A 17,554-nucleotide genomic window follows, 5' to 3' on the forward strand; every position below is an offset into this window, starting at 1 on the left:
GTCTGCGGCTTTGCCCCGGGACAAAAAACACACAATGGCCACAGCAAATAACAGCGATTTCACAGAAAAATCGAACAATAAACAGGCAGTCGATGCCCTGATTCACGCCCGCTGGATCATCCCCGTGGTGCCGGAAAGACGGCTGTATGAAAACTGCTCGCTGGCCATCAAGGGCGGACTCATCGCCGCCATCCTCCCCACCGCAGAGGCGCGCAACCGCTTCCGTGCGCGAGAGGAACACCAGCTCGACAACCAGATCCTGATCCCCGGCCTGATCAACACCCACAACCATGCCGCCATGAGCCTGCTGAGGGGCTTTGCCGATGACCAACCGCTGATGACCTGGTTGCAGAAGCACATCTGGCCGGCGGAACAGCAGTGGGTCAGCCCCGAATTCGTCGCCGACGGCACCCGCCTCGCGATGGCCGAAATGCTCCGCAGCGGCACCACCACCTTCTCCGACCAGTATTTCTTCCCGGAAGCCACCGCTGCTGCGGCACGGGAGGCCGGCATGCGCGTACAGATTGCCTTCCCGATCATCGACTTCCCCAATGCATGGTCCAGAAACGGTGACGACGCTATCGAAAAAGGCCTGGCACTCCGCGACGACTACCGCTCCCACAGCCGCATCGGCCTCGCCTTCGCCCCCCATGCTCCTTACACCGTGGGCGATGAAACCCTTAAAAAAATCGCCATCTATGCCAACGAACTGCAGATGCCGGTGCAGATGCACCTGCACGAAACGGCGGGTGAGGTCGCAAAGGCCTTTGCCGACACCGGCCAGCGCCCAATACAGCGCCTGCACAGCCTGGGCCTGCTGTCGCCGCAGATGCTCTGCGTCCACATGACCGCAGTCGATGACTCCGACATCGCGCTGCTGCAGAAGACCGGTGCGCACATTGCCCACTGCCCCCGCTCCAACCTGAAACTCGCCTCCGGCTTTACCCCCATTGCAAAACTGCTGGACGCCGGCATCAATGTCGCCATCGGCACCGACGGCGCCGCCAGCAACAACGGCCTCGACATACTGCTGGAAACCAACACCGCCGCGCTGCTCGCCAAAGCCATCTCCGGTGATGCCTCCGCTCTTCCCGCCCACCAGGCCCTGGCGATGGCAACCCTCAACGGCGCCCGCGCCCTGGGGATCGACGACGCAACCGGCAGCATCGAAGTGGGCAAAGCCGCAGACCTGTGCGCCATTGACCTGAGCGAACTGGAACAACAGCCGCTGCACGACCCCCTCTCGCAGCTGATTTACACCGCCAACGGGCACCATGTGCGCAATGTGTGGGTGGCGGGGAAACTATTACTGCAAGATCGCAGACTAATGACGCTGAACGAGGAAGAAGTGCGGCAACGGGCCGGGGTATGGCGTGATAGAATCGCCGGTCGCACACAATAGGCAGGGTAACGGTGGGAAGAACCACCTGCCAAGAGACAAGATAAAGAGCAAGATGATCAACGTAGATCCGGCGGAAATCGCCAAATTTGAACAACTGGCCAGCCGCTGGTGGGACATGCAGGGCGAATTCAAGCCCCTGCACGAGATCAACCCACTGCGCGCCAACTACATCGACCAGCGCGCCCCCGTCGCCGGCAAAAAGGTCCTCGACGTCGGTTGCGGCGGCGGCATCCTTACCGAAGCCATGGCACAGCGCGGCGCCGACGTCACCGGCATCGACATGGGCGAAGCTCCGCTGAACGTCGCCAGACTCCATGCCCTGGAAAGCGGCGTCAACATCAACTACCGCCGCCTCCCCGTCGAAGAGCTCGCCGAAGCCGAGCCCGCCAGTTACGACATCGTCACCTGTTTGGAGATGCTCGAACACGTGCCCGACCCGGCATCCGTCATCCGTGCCTGCGCCAAACTGGTCAAGCCCGGCGGCCACATTTTCTTCTCCACCATCAACCGCACCCCCAAGGGCTGGCTGTTTGCGGTGGTCGGTGCCGAATACGTGCTACGCATGCTTCCCAAGGGCACCCACGAATACGGCAAATTCATCCGCCCGTCGGAACTCGGGCGCTGCGCGCGCGAAGCAGGCCTGCAAACCCGCGACATCACCGGCATGACCTACAATCCCCTCACCAAGCAGTACAAACTCAACCCGAGGGACGTAGACGTCAATTACCTGATGCACACCATTCGCCCAGCAGAATAAAACCAGAAGTACCCGGATATGAAAGCTGTACTCTTCGACCTCGACGGCACCCTGTTCGACACCGCCCCGGACTTTGTGGTGGTGCTCAACCAGCTGCGCCAGCAGGAACATCTGCCGCCACTGGCAGATGCCACCATCCGCGAAGTGGTTTCCAATGGCGCCCGCGCCATGGTGCGCCTGGGCTTCGGCGTCGACGAGGGCGAAATGGGATTCAGTGACCTGCGCCAGCGCCTGCTGGACCTGTACCTGATGCACCTGGCCAAGCACACCGTCCCCTTCCCCGGCATAGAACGACTGCTGAACCAACTGGCGGAATACGGTATCGTCTGGGGTGTGGTTACCAACAAGCCTTCGGCCTACACCATTCCGCTGCTGCAGGCATTTGCGCACCTCCCCACTCCCGGCGCGATCATCTGCCCCGATGACGTCGCCAACCGCAAGCCGGACCCGGAGCCTATTCTGCTCGCCTGTAGCCGCATCGGCTGCCACCCGTCAGAGGCGGTTTATGTGGGCGACCACGAGCGCGACATCATGGCCGGACGCGCCGCCGGCATGCCCACTATCGCCTGCAGCTACGGCTATATCGACAGCGGCGATGATCCCGAAAACTGGAAGGCCGACCACCTGATTCACAACGCCAGTGAAATCTGGCCCCTGCTCCAGCAGCACTACCTGAACAAATAATCGGCGCGACATACAAAATCACCGCGCGCGATAGAAACCTCATCAACGAGCCCGATTCCCGATGTCTGAGACCATCACCGACTACCAAGCTCCTGCGGACCTGCTGAAGGACAAAATCATCCTCGTCACCGGCGCCGGCGACGGCATCGGCCGCGTGGCCGCCAAAACCTATGCCGCCCACGGCGCTACGGTCATCCTGCTGGGGCGCACCGTACCCAAGCTGGAGGCGGTGTACGACGAAATCGAAGCCGCCGGCGGTGCCAAACCCGCCATTTTGCCGGTCGATCTCGCGGGCGTCCGCTGGGAAGAACTGGAATTTCTGGCGCAGGGCGTGGAACAGGAATTCGGCCGCCTCGACGGCCTACTGCACAACGCCAGCCTGCTGGGGCAGCGCACCCCGATGGCGAACTACCACTACTCGGTGTGGCAGCAGGTGATGCAGGTCAATGTGAACGCGGCCTTCGGCCTCACCAAGGCCATGCTGCCGCTGCTGGAAGAGTCCAGGTCGGCCTCGGTGATCTTCACCGGTTCCGGCGTGGGCCTCAAAGGCCGCGCCTACTGGGGCGCTTATGCAGTGTCAAAGTTCGCCACCGAGGGCATGATGCAGGTGCTGGCAGATGAAGTGGATGGCGTGTCCAATATTCGTGTCAACAGCATCAACCCCGGCGCCACCCGCACCAACATGCGTGCGGCCGCCTACCCGGCGGAAGACCCGAAAACCGTCGCCACCCCGGAAGACATCATGCCCACCTATCTCTACCTGATGGGCGATGACAGCATCGGTATCAACGGCAAACAATTCAACGCGCAGAAATAATTGCGCTACTCCGAGATCTCAACCCGCCACGGCGGGTTGAGTCGATTCTCCCCGGCCCAGTAAAATTTGAGCTTGTTGCCGCTGGGGTCATACAGTACCGCCTCGCGCCACAGCCAGCGCATATCCTCCGGCATCTGCGCAAATTCAACGCCTTTTTCTCGCAGCGCCGCCACCCGCGCGTCCAGATCCTCACACTCGAAATAAATCACTGCGCCGTTGCGGAAATCTCCCTCTTCCAGTGCCAGCGAAAAACTGCTCTCACCCCGCGGGCATTCAAAACGCGCGTAGTGCGGCGTATCCACAATCTGTAAAAAACCGAGACGGCGGTAAAACGCTGTGGCCTGAGGCATGTCACGCACCGGCAACGTGATCTGATTCAGATTCATTAATTTCTATCCGATATTTTTTTATTCCCGCAAAGCATAACTCTTCCTGTAACCGACATACATCCGATCAATTACCCGCAGCCCGGTGGTACCAATTAGCAGGCCTGATTACACTTCAGCCATGCGCAGACATCACCCGCCAGATTCACCCAGTCATGACCGTGGCATCCAGCGACCGCGTCGTCCGGATTTGGCCGCAAAAATTCCCTTAACGATAAAGGTACGCCCATCCGGCGAGGGGGATATGAAAAAAACGCTCGCGAGAGAACTCGGATCCCTTGCCAGTGAGTCGCGCAATCCGGACACACTGGACATCGACCTGCTGCCGACGCTGGGCATCCTGGAAAAAATCAATGATGCCGACAGCAGCGTGCCCGGTGTCGTCCGCCAGGTACTGCCGGAAGTGGCTCTGGTGGTGGATGCGGTGGTGGAAGCCTTTCGCTCCGGCGGGCGCCTGATCTATATGGGCGCCGGTACCAGTGGGCGCATTGGCCTGTTGGATGCCGTGGAGTGCCCGCCTACCTACGGAGTGCCAGAGGGTATGGTTATCCCCCTGATCGCCGGGGGGGAAGCGGCCGTGCACCGCGCGCAGGAAGGAGCAGAAGACAACCCCGAACTGGGCGCTCAGGATCTCAAATCCATTCACCTGACCCCGAGAGATGTAGTTATCGGTATCGCCGCCAGCGGTCGTACGCCCTATGTCACCGGCGGGCTGCGCTACGCTCGCAGCCTCGGATGCACCACCGTCGCCCTCGCGTGTAACAAGTCCGCCGCCATTGCGAACGAAGCGGATATCGCAATTCTCCCGGAAGTGGGCCCGGAAGTGCTCACCGGCTCCACGCGCATGAAAGCCGGTACGGCGCAAAAGCTGGTACTGAACATGATCACCACCGCCAGCATGATCCGAACCGGCAAGAGCTTTTACAACCTGATGGTGGATGTAAAGGCAACGAACCAGAAGCTGGTGGACCGCACACGACGGATTGTGGTGGAGGCCACCGGCGCTCCCTACGAGGAAGCCGACCGGGTACTGAATCAGTGCGACCACAACGCCAAACTGGCAATCATGATGATCCTGAGTGGTCTCGAGCGTGCGCCGGCAGAGGACGCACTGAAAAACGCCGATGGTTTCCTGCGGCTGGCGCTGCAGAATCTGCAACAAGGGAAATAGTCAGGCCAACCCATTTCCGCTCGCCGCTCGCTTCGGGCAAAAAAATACCCGGTTAGTCCCGGGTATTTTTTTGCCCGGTCAGACGCCGGAGACTTGCGCCGATCACTCGTGCGCGTGATCTACACTTTCCCCGGAATCTTCCACCGCGTTCACAGCTTCCTCGACGGACTCGGAGGCCTCATCGAGGACGTGGTCCATGGCTTCTGGCACGTCCGCGAACACATCCCCATCTGCAGCGGCCATCACCTCTTCACCGGCCGGCTTAATGCCGGCACCGGCAGCCTCTGCTTCGACCATTGCAGCGTTCACATCTTCTACGATGGCCTCTTCCGCAGTTACCACCTGCGGTGCCGGAGCGTCCAAATTGATGTAGTAGAGATAGCCGCCGATAGCGGCGATAGCGAGCGCGGGAAGTAACAATTTTTTCATTTCCAACCCCTGAGTGTGTCGACTTGTGGTTATTCTTGCTTGAGCCTCCATTGTTCCATGCCCTTACGGGAGGAAACGTGACAGGTGGCTCAGTTTGAATTGCCCTCTGCCCAGGGAATGTGCAGATCCTTCTGAACTCAACGATCGGAACTGACAATATGGAAAAAATAATGCAGCCCCGTTCCCGAACCACCGTACTGTTTCCAGTCCTGTTACTGGCGTCATTCACGCTGCCCGCAGCCGGGAACGAGCCCCTCCGCGAGCAGTGGCTGCAGTGCAGCCAGTTCAGCGATGACAGCAAGCGCCTGGCCTGTTTCGATCGGATCACTGGCAATCTGCACGAACAGGCCGAGCAGAAATTCGGCCGGGAACAGGAGCAGGCAATCAAAGAGGCCCCGGAATCCATTACCGCCACCATAACCAGCGCGAAAGAAGGCGCTTTCGGCAAATACATTTTCACGCTGGATAACGGGCAGGTTTGGCAACAGGTGGAGAGCAGCGACCGCGCCATCTGGCGGGGCGGCGAACGCGTTGCCGTGGAGCGCGGGGCCTTCGGCTCATTCATCATGCACAAGGTAACCGGTGTGCGCTCCCTGCGCGTCAGGCGAATCCAGTAAGCCACCGCAAGCACCGCTACCACCCTTCTCGTTCGCCCCCGGTTTTGGCTTCACACAACGAGGGAACAGCAGTGCTTTTTACAATATTTTGTTATTAAAACCGCCCCATTCCTTACCCCGTCACAAATAGAACCCACTGGTCGGTCTTTCTCCGGCGCACCATTCAACCGTCATCTATATTCAATATGTTCGCATGGCGATTTGTGCGCCATACCGCAATCCTGCGAAAGGATAACGCCGGTGGTTTTACGGCAGGCAGATCGGTCGAGAAGGCTGCACCGCACTGCCCCAGCATAAGGTTCAGACTTTTGTCCCGAGTAAATATCAACTCAAGGGATGATGAATGGCTGAAGGAAAATGGCACCAATCTGACCGGGGATGACTTCCAGCAGGAAGACCCCGAACAATCCATGCAGACGTCCCAGAACGCGATCGAGGATGAGTCCGCATCCGATGATTCCCTGGGCGACAATGTCGGCACACCGATGCAGAACTACCTCAAGCATCTGTATCGGCTTGACTTGCTGACTCCGGAAGAGGAGCACACCACAACCTGCCTGCTGCGGGAGCTGGAAGACAAAATCATTGCCCTGCTGCAGAAACGCGGCACCGACCTGGTGGACCTGCGCAGTGAAGGCGTGGAACAGCGCGGCAGCACCGGCGCCTACGATCACGGGCTCATCATCGCCAGGGCAGAGGCAGTGCTCGACGGCGAAAAGATATCCCAGCGCGACCGCAGTGCACTGCAAAACCTGATGAAGCGCTTCAAGGAGCAGCGCAAGAAACTGATCCAGTGCAATCTGCGGCTGGTGATCGCCATCGCCAAGCGCTTCCGCAATCCATCGGTTCCCTTTATCGACCTGATCCAGGAGGGCAACGTCGGCTTGATGAAGGCGATCGAGCGCTTCAAACCGCAGATGGGTTACCGCTTCTCCACCTACGCCTACTGGTGGATACAACAGGAAATCCAGCTGACCCTGCGGCGCAATGACGACCTGGTGCGCCAACCCGCCAACGTGCAGGACGATCTGCGCAATATCTACCGGGCTATCAACCAGGTGCGATCGGAGGGTTTGCCGGCATCGGATGAAAACATCGCCAAACAGACCGGGCTGGATCTGGAGCGGGTACAGAGCCTGCTGAAACTGCCCGGCCCCACCAGCTCCCTAGACGACCCCATCTCTGACGACCAGAGCAGTACCCGACTCGACTACGCACCGGCCAACGAGATGTTCAATACCGACGAGCTGGTTTCGAACCAGGAACTGGCACAGCGATTGCGGGATGCGGTCGCCAAGCTGCCGCCGCGACAACGCACCGTATTGAGCCTGCGTTATGGCCTGATCTCGGATCGCGACTGCTCCTTCCGGGTCATCGGCGAACAACTGGGACTCAGCCAGGAGCGCGCACGCCAGTTGCACTCGGACGCGCTGCGACAACTCAAACGGCAGTGGCGCTGACGCTTATCTATCGCTCACCCCTAACCCACAGAGCATCCCGGCACTCCGGGATGCTCTGCTTGCCATCGCCCTGATAGCGGCTAACCTTGCAAAAGGCCGGCAAGCTTCAAAAGCCCGGAATTTAGAGCAATAACTGGCGAGTCAACTGGCGATAGCATCATGCCCCGTCCCCGATCTGGCGATTCCGCAATATACCGCGCCTACCCGATTTTTATCCTGTGCGGCACCGCGCTGCTGACACTTCCCGTCCATGCCCAGACCAACAGCGGCGGGATAGAGGGGGCACAGGAATTCATCATCAGCGGCGGCAAGGGATTGGGGAATGCATTGATCCAGCAGAAGTCCATCGCCGGCTCGAATATGGTGGGCGCCAACTGGGCATATCAGTTTTACGATTACCCGGGAAATCACCACTTTCAGTGGTGGGCCCAGGTGAGCTACAGCTATATGTGGCACGACTATCGCGGACGGGAACAGAAGCAGCAGATCTGGGAACTGAAGCCGGTTGTGCGCTGGTATCCGCGCCGGGAGTCTCAGGGGCTTTTCGGTGAATTCGGTATCGGTGCGGCCTACCTTGACGAGCGCAGCTTTGGCCAGATCGAACTCACCACCCATCTGAATTTCGCCCTGCACTTTGCCGCGGGCTACACCCTGCAAGGTGGCGACACCCTGTCAGTGCGCTACAGCCACTTCTCCAACGGCTATACCAACACCCCCAATCCCGGGTTCGATTTCGCCTCGCTGAACTGGCACAAGAAATTTTGATGTCCTTATTGAGTCCATTGCGCAACAAAATAGTAATAATTAAATCAAAATCCTGTCACACCAACGGGAGACAATTGCGCTTTCAAGGACAGCCGGATCTGGCTGACTACCTGGCGCCGTAGCCACACCGGAATTTTCCGGCGACCTGCCCAACCGCAATAACAATAACGCGGCGCTCCAGAGATATTGGACTTCTAGCCGCATGATTCAGACCATCTGCCATCTGATTGCCAGCCGGGAACACGGCGGGCTTGAAAAACACGTTGCCGACCTGTCGCGCTGGCAGGTGCACAATACCGGCGCCCGGGTTGCCGTGATTGCCCACCCCAGGTATCTGACCACACTGGACGAACGCATCCAGTTCATTCCACTCAATACCGATCGCAGCCGCCACCACCCGAACCTGGTCTGGCGCCTCGCCAGCGTGATCCGCAAGGGCGGCTACCAGATAGTGCACGGGCACGGTTCAAAATCCGCGCAGCTGTTGGCCGCGGTACAGCCCTTCACGGAAACCCGACAGGTAATCACCCGCCACAATGTTCGGCATCCGCGCGACAAGCTCGCCAGCGCCTTCGATGCGCGCATTGCCATCAGCCACAACACCGTCGCCAATTCAAAGCTGGAGTGGACCATCATCCCCAATGGAGTGGAACTGTCGGCCCCGGCGACCAGCGCGCCAGTACCGGAACTGGACGCTACCGGTGGGCCGACACTGCTGGTTGCAAGCCGACTGATAAAGGCGCGCTGTGTCGATCAGCTGATCGCCGCGCTGCCGCTACTGCCGGATGCACGCCTGGTGGTGCTGGGAGATGGACCGGAAAAGGAGGCACTGCAGCAGCAGGCCAGCAATCTGCAACTGGACGCGCGGGTAGTTTTTTTTGCAGGGAACAATGCGGTGGCAAATTTCATGCAGGCTGCCGATCTGGTCATCATACCGGCAGTGGCCGAAGGCACGCCCTATACCCTGCTGGAGGCGCTGCTGCACCGCACCCCGGTCATCGCCAATGGCAGTGGAAATGTCATCGATTACCTGCCGCAAAAATATCTGCTGAGCGAAATCGCACCTGCGCATATCGCGGAAAAAATACGCGCGACATTGCAGAGCACAACACTGGAAAAGGATTTTGCACCGCTGTTTGCCCGCGCGCAGTCGGAGTTCACTCTGGACTCCATGGCGCGGGCCACATGGCAGGTTTACGCGGGATTGATGGCCTGAAAAATCAGACTTTCATGCAATGCGGGAATCAGCCCATCCCTGTGGCGGAATGCCGGGATGCGACTCTATCTCCACACAGGGACTGGAACCAGCTCACCGCCTGGGCCGTGGTCTCCGCCAGGCTGAAACCGGAGAAATTCACATTGAGCGGGTTGCCGAGTATGGATTCGCAAGCATCCGCGAGTTGCGCCGCCACCGCAGCATCACTTTTGCCGGACAGGTCTGGCAACACCCCCTGCGGGAAGCATTGCTGCAGCATCTCAATCCCGGTACCGGCTATCGCCACCGCGGGGCAGCCCATGGCCAGCGACTCGGTGACAACCCTGCCGCTGGCGGCCCGGTCGTCGGCAAGATCCAGCGTGACTCGCGCACTCGCATAGAACTCACGCATATCCCTACGGGCGCCGAGAAACAGCACGTGTTCCGCAAGCCCCATGGTCTCGGCGCGTCGCTCCAGATTGCGGGCAAACTTTTCCTGTCCCGGCTCAACTGCGCCGACAACCAGGCCAAAAACATCCGGACGAGTCTGTTTCAGTGTCGCCAGCAACTCTAGAAAGCGCTCCTGCCCCTTGCCTGGCGCAATGGGTGCGGGCAGCAGAAGCCAGTTGCGCCCCTCCAGCTGCGGAAACTGGTTCAGCAGTTTCTGGTGCCAGTGGCCGGAAACCGGCGCCCGCCGGTCCAGCTCACGGATATTCACCCCACGATAATGCACCCGCAATCCGGGGTACTCTTCAAATTCCCCTCCGCTCAAAACCGCTGGCGTCTGCTTGAGAATTGCTGCGTGACGCCGCTGCAACTCACTGGCCAGTGTCCTGGAAGCGGCTAACACCAGCTCCCCACGAGCTAGCGCGCCGTTGATGCGTCCGCGGAGAGATCCGCCGGGCGGCAGGGAATGCAACAGGGTTACCAGGCGCGGGCGCCCTGTCTCCGGCAGGGATTGCCAGACTTTCCAAGCGTGCCAGCTGCACAGTGCATCGCGCGCCAGAAGTATGTCTGCCTGCAGGGATTCCAGCAGGTGGCGCAGCTTGCTGTGCACACGGGCATTGAAAAGCCGCTTCTGGTCAACGGGCAGTTCGTGGTGCTGGCAGCTGTGCAGGGTCAGGCGCGAGACCAACGTACCACCCGCAGAAATCACTACGGATTCATGCCCCTGTCTGGCGAGCTCCTGGGCGAACTCCAGCGTCTCTTGCGCCAGTTCTCCACCTTCCAAAGAGGGCACCAGTTGTACAATCCGCATAGCCGAGCAAACTCCATTCCACGATTTAATCGCCACTCTTATCACCCGCCTGACAGGCAGCACAACAGGCCGCACAAGATTATTTTTTGGTAACGGATTCCGAACCGGAAGCGAGCGCACGCCAGGATTACCTGACTCTGTATCCGGGCTTTAGTGACTTAGTGATTGTACAGCTGATTTCTGCGCCAGGGCGCACAATTTTCGTAACGGCGACATAAATCACAAGCTGGGCGGAATCCGGTAGAATTTTCCGACCAGAAACTCACGGAACACGATATGGAACTCTGCCAATCAGCCGCCCGTCCCCGACATCACATGTGCAAAACGTCCGCCGCCAACTGGCTGCTCGTTTTATTTTTTGCGCTGTTCACGATGCAGGCACTCGCCGCCAACGACCGCGGCCTGCTGTTTGAGGCAACGAAGGGGGAAAACACGGTATACCTGCTCGGTTCCATCCATCTCGCCGACCAGAGCTTTTACCCCCTGCGGGACACCATCGCCGATGCCTACAAAAGCAGCGACGTACTGGTGGTAGAAGCCGATGTGATCGCCATGGAGTCCGACCCGCAACTGCAGCAACAAGTGATGCGGGAATCCTTTTACCCACCGGGCGACCAACTGAAAAACCACGTATCTCCCGCGGTGTATGGGCAGCTACAGGCGTGGCTGCAAAAGCGCCAGATTCCGGAAATCCATTTCAGCCGTATGCGCCCCGCCATCGCCATGATTACCCTGAGCCTGTTGGAAATGCAGGCCCGCGGACTGGACCCGAACGCGGGCATCGACCGTCACTTTCTCCTGCAGGCACACCAGCAGAACAAACCCACCCTGGAGCTGGAAAGCGTCATGCAACAGCTGGCACTCCTGAACGGTCTGGAAAAACCTGATCTCTTTTTACAGCAGACCCTGGAGCAACTGGAGGAAATGGACAAGTTCGTACCGCGCATGACCGGGGCCTGGAAGACCGGTGATCAGGGCGCCCTTTATGACCTGATTTTCCGCGAAGGCATTGAGGACCACCCAGAGTTTGAGCAATTACACGAGCGCCTCTTCTACGCGCGCAACCGGGAAATGGCGAAGAAGATCCAGTCTTTCAGCCAGCAGTATGAAACGCTGTTCGTAGTAGTCGGTGCCGGCCATCTTGTCGGAGGGAAGTCTGTCACCGACTACCTGAAAACCGCCGGATTTAGCGTCAAGCAGATCTGATTCAGCATCTTTTCCCATCACAGGCGAGTGGCCGGGTAAGGCCGCGACCACGAATGGAAGGCGCTGCCAAATCCGCCAGTAATTCGGTTAAAAACTCCTACAAAAGGGAAGACGGCACCCACAACCTCGGCTATATTCTCCCCTCCTTCAGACTGAAAGCTCGATGTAAGGTAGGCAGCGCCATTTTGTGGGCCGACCTTTACGCAATTACCAAAGTACGTCATATGCTGAATTTAGACCTCGGCGAAGACAGAAATACCGATGTAATTGCCTGACCGCTGGCGCCGCATCTACAAACTCTCCAAAATCGACAAACACCCCTCCGCCGATATCACATCTTTATTGCAGTAATGTTACGGAAACAAGAATCTATTTTTATGGATTCAAATTGTTTCAGAAATGTTTCCAATTTTTTACAGAAGGAATCGGCTGTTAGCATTCGCCGCCAATAACACAGCCATAAGTACGGGATATACGACATGACACGCCTCCACAAGAGCCTGATGGCCGCCACCATGACCACCCTGCTCTCGGGCACTGCCGCCGCGGATGAAGCAACAACCAAGGGTAATCTGGAAATCAAGTCCGATGACGGCAACTATTCCGCCTCCCTTGGCGGGCGGATTCATTTCGATACCTATCTGTTTGACAGTGATCTCGAAGACCCCATCAGCACCACAGATTTCCGCCGCGCGCGTATCACCCTGAAAGGCAATATCTACGACTGGAGCTATGTGCTGGAACAGGATTTCACCGGCGGCGATACCCTGAGCGGATACCGCGATGTGTATCTGGCGCATGAGTTTCTCAACGGTGAAATCCGTATCGGCCAGTTCAAACCGTTTCGCTCCATGGCGGAGATGACCAGCTCCAACGAGCTGACCATGCTGGAACGCCCGTTCTCCAGCTCCACCGGTCTCTACGATGGCCATCAGTTCCAGCAGGGCATCGGCTGGACCGGCGTGCAGGACTGTTACACCCTTGGTTTCATGGCCTTTAACCTGCGCGATGCGGGTACCCCGCGCAACGAGGGTGTGGGCGCAGCGGGCCGTCTCGCCTGGGCACCGGTCAATACCGATGACCTGACCCTGCACCTGGGCACCTCGGTCAGCTTCGAAAACAACAATCGAAATTCCAGCGATCTGGTTGCCGAGGCCGATTATGCCGGCCGCCGTGGTCCTTCCCAGTTAATGGCGCTTACTCCGGGCAATCTGGGTGGTGATGCCACCACCGCGGCACTGGAGCTCGCTGGCAGTTACGGCCCGGTTTACCTGCAGGCGGAGTACACCGTCGGCGATTTTGAGGGCAATTACTATCTCTCGGAAGAGGATTTCGAAGATGAATTCGGTGCACCGGCGCCCTTTTACTGCGATCCGGATCTCGGCTGCTTTATCGACAACCAGACCGTTCGCACCTGGTACATTCAGGGAAGCTGGATGCTGACGGGAGAACACAAGGCGTACAGCAAAAAGCGCGGCGCGTTTAGCTCCGCGAAGCCTAGCGGCGATGGCCTGTGGGGCGGCGCCTGGGAACTGACCTTCCGCTACGACACCATGGAAAATGCGAACATCTCGGACTTAGAGGCCAGCAGCGTCACCTTCGGCCTCAACTTCTACGCCAATCGCAATGTGCGTTTTATGCTTAACTACATCATCGGTGACGACGACTTCACCGGCGACGGCACCGATCAGCTGGGGCTGCGCGCGCAAATCGGCTGGTAACGCCACGGCGAATTACCTACAAAAAAATGGCGAGCTTTGAGCTCGCCATTTTTTTAATACAGCATGGGAACTACCCCATGGCTGTGTTTCAACCCAGCTGCCGGGTTTTATCCCACTTGCTGCGCCTTGGCCGGATCAAACACTTCCACCTGCACAGCTGAATCCTGCACACCCGCTTTCGGGTTGTAGAAATTTTGCAGCGACACCACTTTTACCTGATTCGCCTTCTCTACATTTCCATCCTTGATCAGACCGTAGCCGCGAATCAGATCCGGGTAACCCAGCAGTTCAATGGCCGCCGCATGGTTTTCCGCATTGAGTTTGCCAATGACTTCATTGACCAGGTTTTCGTACTCCGCAATCAGCGCGCGCTCCATTTTACGCTCGGCAGTGTAGCCAAAAATATCCAGCGCGGAACCGCGCAGGAAGCGCAGCTTTGCCAACACACCGAATGCACGGTGCATCCAGCCGCCGAACTTCATCTTGCGCGGGCGCCCAAGATCTTTGTCGAAGCGGCTCAACAGCGGCGGCGCCAGATTGAACTCCAGTTCGAAATCACCGGCGAAATTTTCTCGCAGGGAATCCATAAAGCGGCCATCGCTATACAAGCGCGCCACCTCGTATTCGTCCTTGTAGGCCAGCAGCTTGGCATAATTGTGTGCAACCACTTCCGCCAACGCCTCACTGCCCGGCACTTTCAGAATTTCCGCTGCTTGCACCCGGTCCACCAGCGCGCGGTAACGGCGCGCCAGCGCGACATTCTGGTAGCCAGTGAGGTGCGCAACCCGGTGCGCCACAATATCTTCGAGCCCCTGCGGCAGCGTTTTTTCTTCGCCCTTCACCAGCAGCCGATCCAGGGCGGGCCTGTCGGTCGCTGCGAGGCGGCCGGCGGCAAAACCCTGGAGGTTGGCCTGCACGGCCACACCATTCAGTTCGATTGCCTGCTGAATGGACGAGAGCCCTAAGGGAATCAGGCCTTTCTGCCAGGCGAATCCCAGCATGAAAATATTCGCCGCCAGGGTGTCGCCAAGGGCGGCCTTGGTGAGGGTGTGCCCCTCGACCACATCAAGCTCCCGCACGGCATCCTTGATTGTATCGAGCACCGCCTGCGGTGAGTGGATGTCCTCACGCCCCAGCACCGAGGCCGCCGTCGGGCTCAGGTGGGTATTTACCACCGCACGACTGAGGGTTTCATCCAGCTTGGCAAGGCTCGCAGACAGGTTGCCAGCAGCGATCAGGTCGCAGGCCATCAGTGCATCGGCGCGACCATCGGAAATGCGCACCGCCTGCAAGTCTTCAGGGCGCTTGGCAAAGCGCACATGGGAGTACACCGCACCGCCTTTCTGCGCGAGCCCGGTCTGGTCCAGAGTGCTGCAGGCACGACCTTCAATGTGCGCCGCCATCGCCAGCAGTGCACCGATGGTCACGACACCGGTACCACCGACGCCGGTCACCAACAGATTGAATGGCTCCGTCAGATCCGGCATCTGCGGCGCGGCGAGCTTGTCCGCCGCCTGACACAGGGCGTCGCCGACACCGGCACGCTTGCTCAGTTTGCCGCCTTTTACGGTAACGAATGACGGACAAAAGCCGTTCACACAGGACATATCCTGGTTGCAGGCGGTCTGGTTGATCCGGCGCTTGTCACCGAGGGCGGTCGGCACCTTTTCCACCGCGATACAGCTGGACTGGGTGACGCAATCACCGCATCCCTCGCACACCAGTTCGTTAATGAAGGGACGACCTTCCGCTTTCGGCAGCAATCCGCGCTTACGTTTGCGGCGCAGCTCCGTGGCGCAGGTCTGGTCGTAGACGATGACGGTGCAACCGGGCTCTTCCCGCAACTCCTTCATTACGGTCGGCATATGGTCGCGGTGACGGATTTCCACCTCACCGGGGAAGCTCAACGCTCCCTTGTACTTGTTGGTGTCATCCATCACCAGTACGACCTTCTTCACCCCTTCCCCCAGCACCTGGCGACAGATCATGTCCGGGCGCAGCTCGCCGTCGTGCGGCTGACCACCGGTCATGGCGACGGCGTCGTTGTACAGAATCTTGTAGGTGATATTCACCCTGGCGGCCACAGAGGCGCGAATGGCGAGAATACCGGAGTGGAAATAGGTTCCATCACCCAGGTTTACAAACACATGAGGTTCACTGGTGAAGGCCGCCTGGCCAATCCAGTTAACACCCTCTGCCCCCATCTGGGTAAAGGTGTAGGTTTCGCGATCCAGCCACTGGGCCATGTAGTGACAGCCGATACCCGCCAGCGCGCGACTGCCCTCCGGTACGCGGGTGGAGCGGTTGTGAGGGCAGCCGGCACAGAACATCGGCAGACGCGCAACACTGGAACCCGCCTGCGCGGAAATACGCTCCGCCAGCGCGTCCAGGCGCATCAGGCGATGGCGGGCACGCTCGTGCAATTTATCTTCACCGAGCAGGTAACCCAGCACCTGCGCCACTACCGCCGGTGAGAGCTCACCGTATACCGGCAGCAACGGGTTATCGTGCTCATCAACCTTGCCGAGAATGCGCGGGAAGTGCGGATCGCGCACGTGGACGTTGTACAGCTCTTCTTTCAGCTGCACTTCCATCAGGCTGCGTTTTTCTTCCAGCACCAGCAGACGGTCGAGACCACGGGCAAATTCCTGGATACCGGGAACGTCCAGCGGGTAGGTCATGCCCACCTTGAGAATGCGGATGCCCAGTGCGCGGGCACGATCTTCGTCGATGCCCATATCCTCGAACGCCTGCATCAGGTCCAGATGGGCCTTGCCGGCGGTGACGATACCGAGGGTGGCACCCGGGTTATCGAGCACCAGCCGGTTCAGCTGGTTGGCGCGAGCGAAGGCCAGTGCCGCCGGGCGCTTGTAGCGCCACAGGCGCTCCTCCTGTTCGAGCGGGTTGTCCTGCTTGCGGATATTGAGTCCGCCCGGCGGGCGCTCAATCTCGGGATACACAAAGGAAACACTGTCCGGATCGACCTCGACGGTAGAGGCGCTGTCCATATTTTCGGCGAGGGTGATCATCGCCACCCAGCATCCGCTGAAGCGGGACAGCTCGAGGCCGTAGAGACCGTAATCCAGTACTTCCTGCACCGTGGCGGGGTTCAGCACCGGAATATGCATGTCCACAAAGGCGAATTCAGACTGCCCGGGATAGGAGGACGACTTACAGCCATGGTCGTCGCCGGCGATGATCAGCGCACCGCCCTTGGGAGAGGAACCGGCTGCATTGGCGTGGCGGAAGGCGTCACAGGAGCGGTCTACACCGGGCGTCTTGCCGTACCAGATACCGCAAACGCCATCCACCTCCGCGCCTTCGAACAGCCCCACTTGCTGGGAACCCCATACCGACGTAGCCGCCAGCTCTTCGTTCACACCGGGCACAAAGCGGATGTTGTACTCGCTCAGAAGTTTCTTGGCGCGACTCAACTGCTGGTCGTAACCACCGAGGGGGGAGCCGCGATATCCCGAGATAAAGGTCGCGGTGTTGAGACCGCGTGCACGGTCGATGCGCATTTTGTCGATGGGAAGCCGCACCAGGGCCTGGATACCCGAAAGCAGTACTCGCCCCTTGAGAGTGGTAAACCGGTCATCGAGGGATACCGATCTCGCGGCTACAGCCTGAGACTCGGTGTTCACATTGTGCTCACTCATACGCCTACTTCTTTTCCTCTGGTGGAC

The 17,554-nt window shown here is 59.1% G+C and carries 15 protein-coding genes; 11 read left to right on the plus strand and 4 right to left on the minus strand.

From position 1 onward, the window contains the following. Positions 1-34: 34 nt before the first annotated feature. From R5R33_RS02330 to R5R33_RS02345, 4 genes are all read left to right on the plus strand, one after another. The gene (locus tag R5R33_RS02330; protein WP_318954456.1) at positions 35-1,402 is read left to right on the plus strand and encodes a TRZ/ATZ family hydrolase; all 1,368 of its coding nucleotides are present in this window, start codon (positions 35-37) and stop codon (positions 1,400-1,402) included. Between the two features lie 52 nt (positions 1,403-1,454). Further along, a complete protein-coding gene (gene ubiG, locus R5R33_RS02335) occupies positions 1,455-2,159 on the plus strand; it encodes a bifunctional 2-polyprenyl-6-hydroxyphenol methylase/3-demethylubiquinol 3-O-methyltransferase UbiG (RefSeq protein WP_318954457.1) in 705 nt (234 codons plus the stop codon). Positions 2,160-2,177: 18 nt separating this feature from the next. Next, positions 2,178-2,843, plus strand: coding sequence for an HAD family hydrolase (locus R5R33_RS02340; RefSeq protein WP_318954458.1), 666 nt, complete (start codon positions 2,178-2,180; stop codon positions 2,841-2,843). Between the two features lie 61 nt (positions 2,844-2,904). Then, a complete protein-coding gene (locus tag R5R33_RS02345) occupies positions 2,905-3,660 on the plus strand; it encodes a YciK family oxidoreductase (protein ID WP_449843689.1) in 756 nt (251 codons plus the stop codon). 5 nt (positions 3,661-3,665) lie between these two features. Here R5R33_RS02345 and R5R33_RS02350 read toward each other — a convergent pair whose 3' ends face one another. After that, the gene (locus R5R33_RS02350; RefSeq protein WP_318954459.1) at positions 3,666-4,046 is read right to left on the minus strand and encodes a VOC family protein; all 381 of its coding nucleotides are present in this window, start codon (positions 4,044-4,046) and stop codon (positions 3,666-3,668) included. Positions 4,047-4,290: 244 nt separating this feature from the next. Between R5R33_RS02350 and murQ the strand changes: the two genes are divergently transcribed. Next, entirely contained in the window at positions 4,291-5,217 is a 927-nt protein-coding gene (murQ, locus tag R5R33_RS02355) for an N-acetylmuramic acid 6-phosphate etherase (RefSeq protein WP_318954460.1), read from the plus strand. A 102-nt stretch (positions 5,218-5,319) separates the two neighbouring features. Here the strand turns inward: murQ and R5R33_RS02360 are convergent, their stop codons facing one another. Then, positions 5,320-5,646, minus strand: a complete 327-nt coding sequence (locus R5R33_RS02360; RefSeq protein WP_318954461.1) for a hypothetical protein — start codon at positions 5,644-5,646, stop codon at positions 5,320-5,322. A gap of 170 nt (positions 5,647-5,816) precedes the next feature. Here R5R33_RS02360 and R5R33_RS02365 point away from each other — a divergent pair, with 170 nt between their 5' ends. The 4 genes from R5R33_RS02365 to R5R33_RS02380 all read left to right on the plus strand — a co-directional run bounded on the left by R5R33_RS02365 (position 5,817) and on the right by R5R33_RS02380 (position 9,704). Beyond that, positions 5,817-6,263, plus strand: coding sequence for a hypothetical protein (locus R5R33_RS02365; protein WP_318954462.1), 447 nt, complete (start codon positions 5,817-5,819; stop codon positions 6,261-6,263). A 308-nt stretch (positions 6,264-6,571) separates the two neighbouring features. Continuing rightward, positions 6,572-7,723, plus strand: a complete 1,152-nt coding sequence (locus R5R33_RS02370; RefSeq protein ID WP_318954463.1) for a sigma-70 family RNA polymerase sigma factor — start codon at positions 6,572-6,574, stop codon at positions 7,721-7,723. A 159-nt stretch (positions 7,724-7,882) separates the two neighbouring features. Continuing rightward, positions 7,883-8,488, plus strand: a complete 606-nt coding sequence (locus R5R33_RS02375) for an acyloxyacyl hydrolase (protein ID WP_318954464.1) — start codon at positions 7,883-7,885, stop codon at positions 8,486-8,488. A gap of 202 nt (positions 8,489-8,690) precedes the next feature. Then, entirely contained in the window at positions 8,691-9,704 is a 1,014-nt protein-coding gene (locus R5R33_RS02380) for a glycosyltransferase family 4 protein (protein WP_318954465.1), read from the plus strand. 28 nt (positions 9,705-9,732) lie between these two features. Here the strand turns inward: R5R33_RS02380 and R5R33_RS02385 are convergent, their stop codons facing one another. Beyond that, positions 9,733-10,941 carry a glycosyltransferase gene (locus tag R5R33_RS02385; RefSeq protein WP_318954466.1) on the minus strand — a complete coding sequence of 403 codons (1,209 nt, stop codon included), beginning with the start codon at positions 10,939-10,941 and terminating at the stop codon, positions 9,733-9,735. A 315-nt stretch (positions 10,942-11,256) separates the two neighbouring features. Between R5R33_RS02385 and R5R33_RS02390 the strand changes: the two genes are divergently transcribed. Together R5R33_RS02390 and R5R33_RS02395 are read left to right on the plus strand one after the other, a co-directional pair. After that, complete coding sequence (locus tag R5R33_RS02390; RefSeq protein WP_318954467.1) at positions 11,257-12,147, plus strand: TraB/GumN family protein; 891 nt, start codon at positions 11,257-11,259, stop codon at positions 12,145-12,147. 479 nt (positions 12,148-12,626) lie between these two features. Next, on the plus strand, positions 12,627-13,868 hold the full coding sequence (locus tag R5R33_RS02395; RefSeq protein ID WP_318954468.1) for an OprO/OprP family phosphate-selective porin: 1,242 nt from the start codon (positions 12,627-12,629) through the stop codon (positions 13,866-13,868). A gap of 107 nt (positions 13,869-13,975) precedes the next feature. On the opposite strand, the gene R5R33_RS02400 is transcribed toward R5R33_RS02395, so the two are convergent. Then, positions 13,976-17,527 (minus strand): indolepyruvate ferredoxin oxidoreductase family protein, encoded by a 3,552-nt coding sequence (locus R5R33_RS02400; protein WP_318954469.1) that lies wholly within the window; start codon positions 17,525-17,527, stop codon positions 13,976-13,978. Positions 17,528-17,554: the final 27 nt, after the last annotated feature.

The organism is Microbulbifer pacificus, assembly GCF_033723955.1.
GTDB classification, from domain to species: domain Bacteria; phylum Pseudomonadota; class Gammaproteobacteria; order Pseudomonadales; family Cellvibrionaceae; genus Microbulbifer; species Microbulbifer pacificus.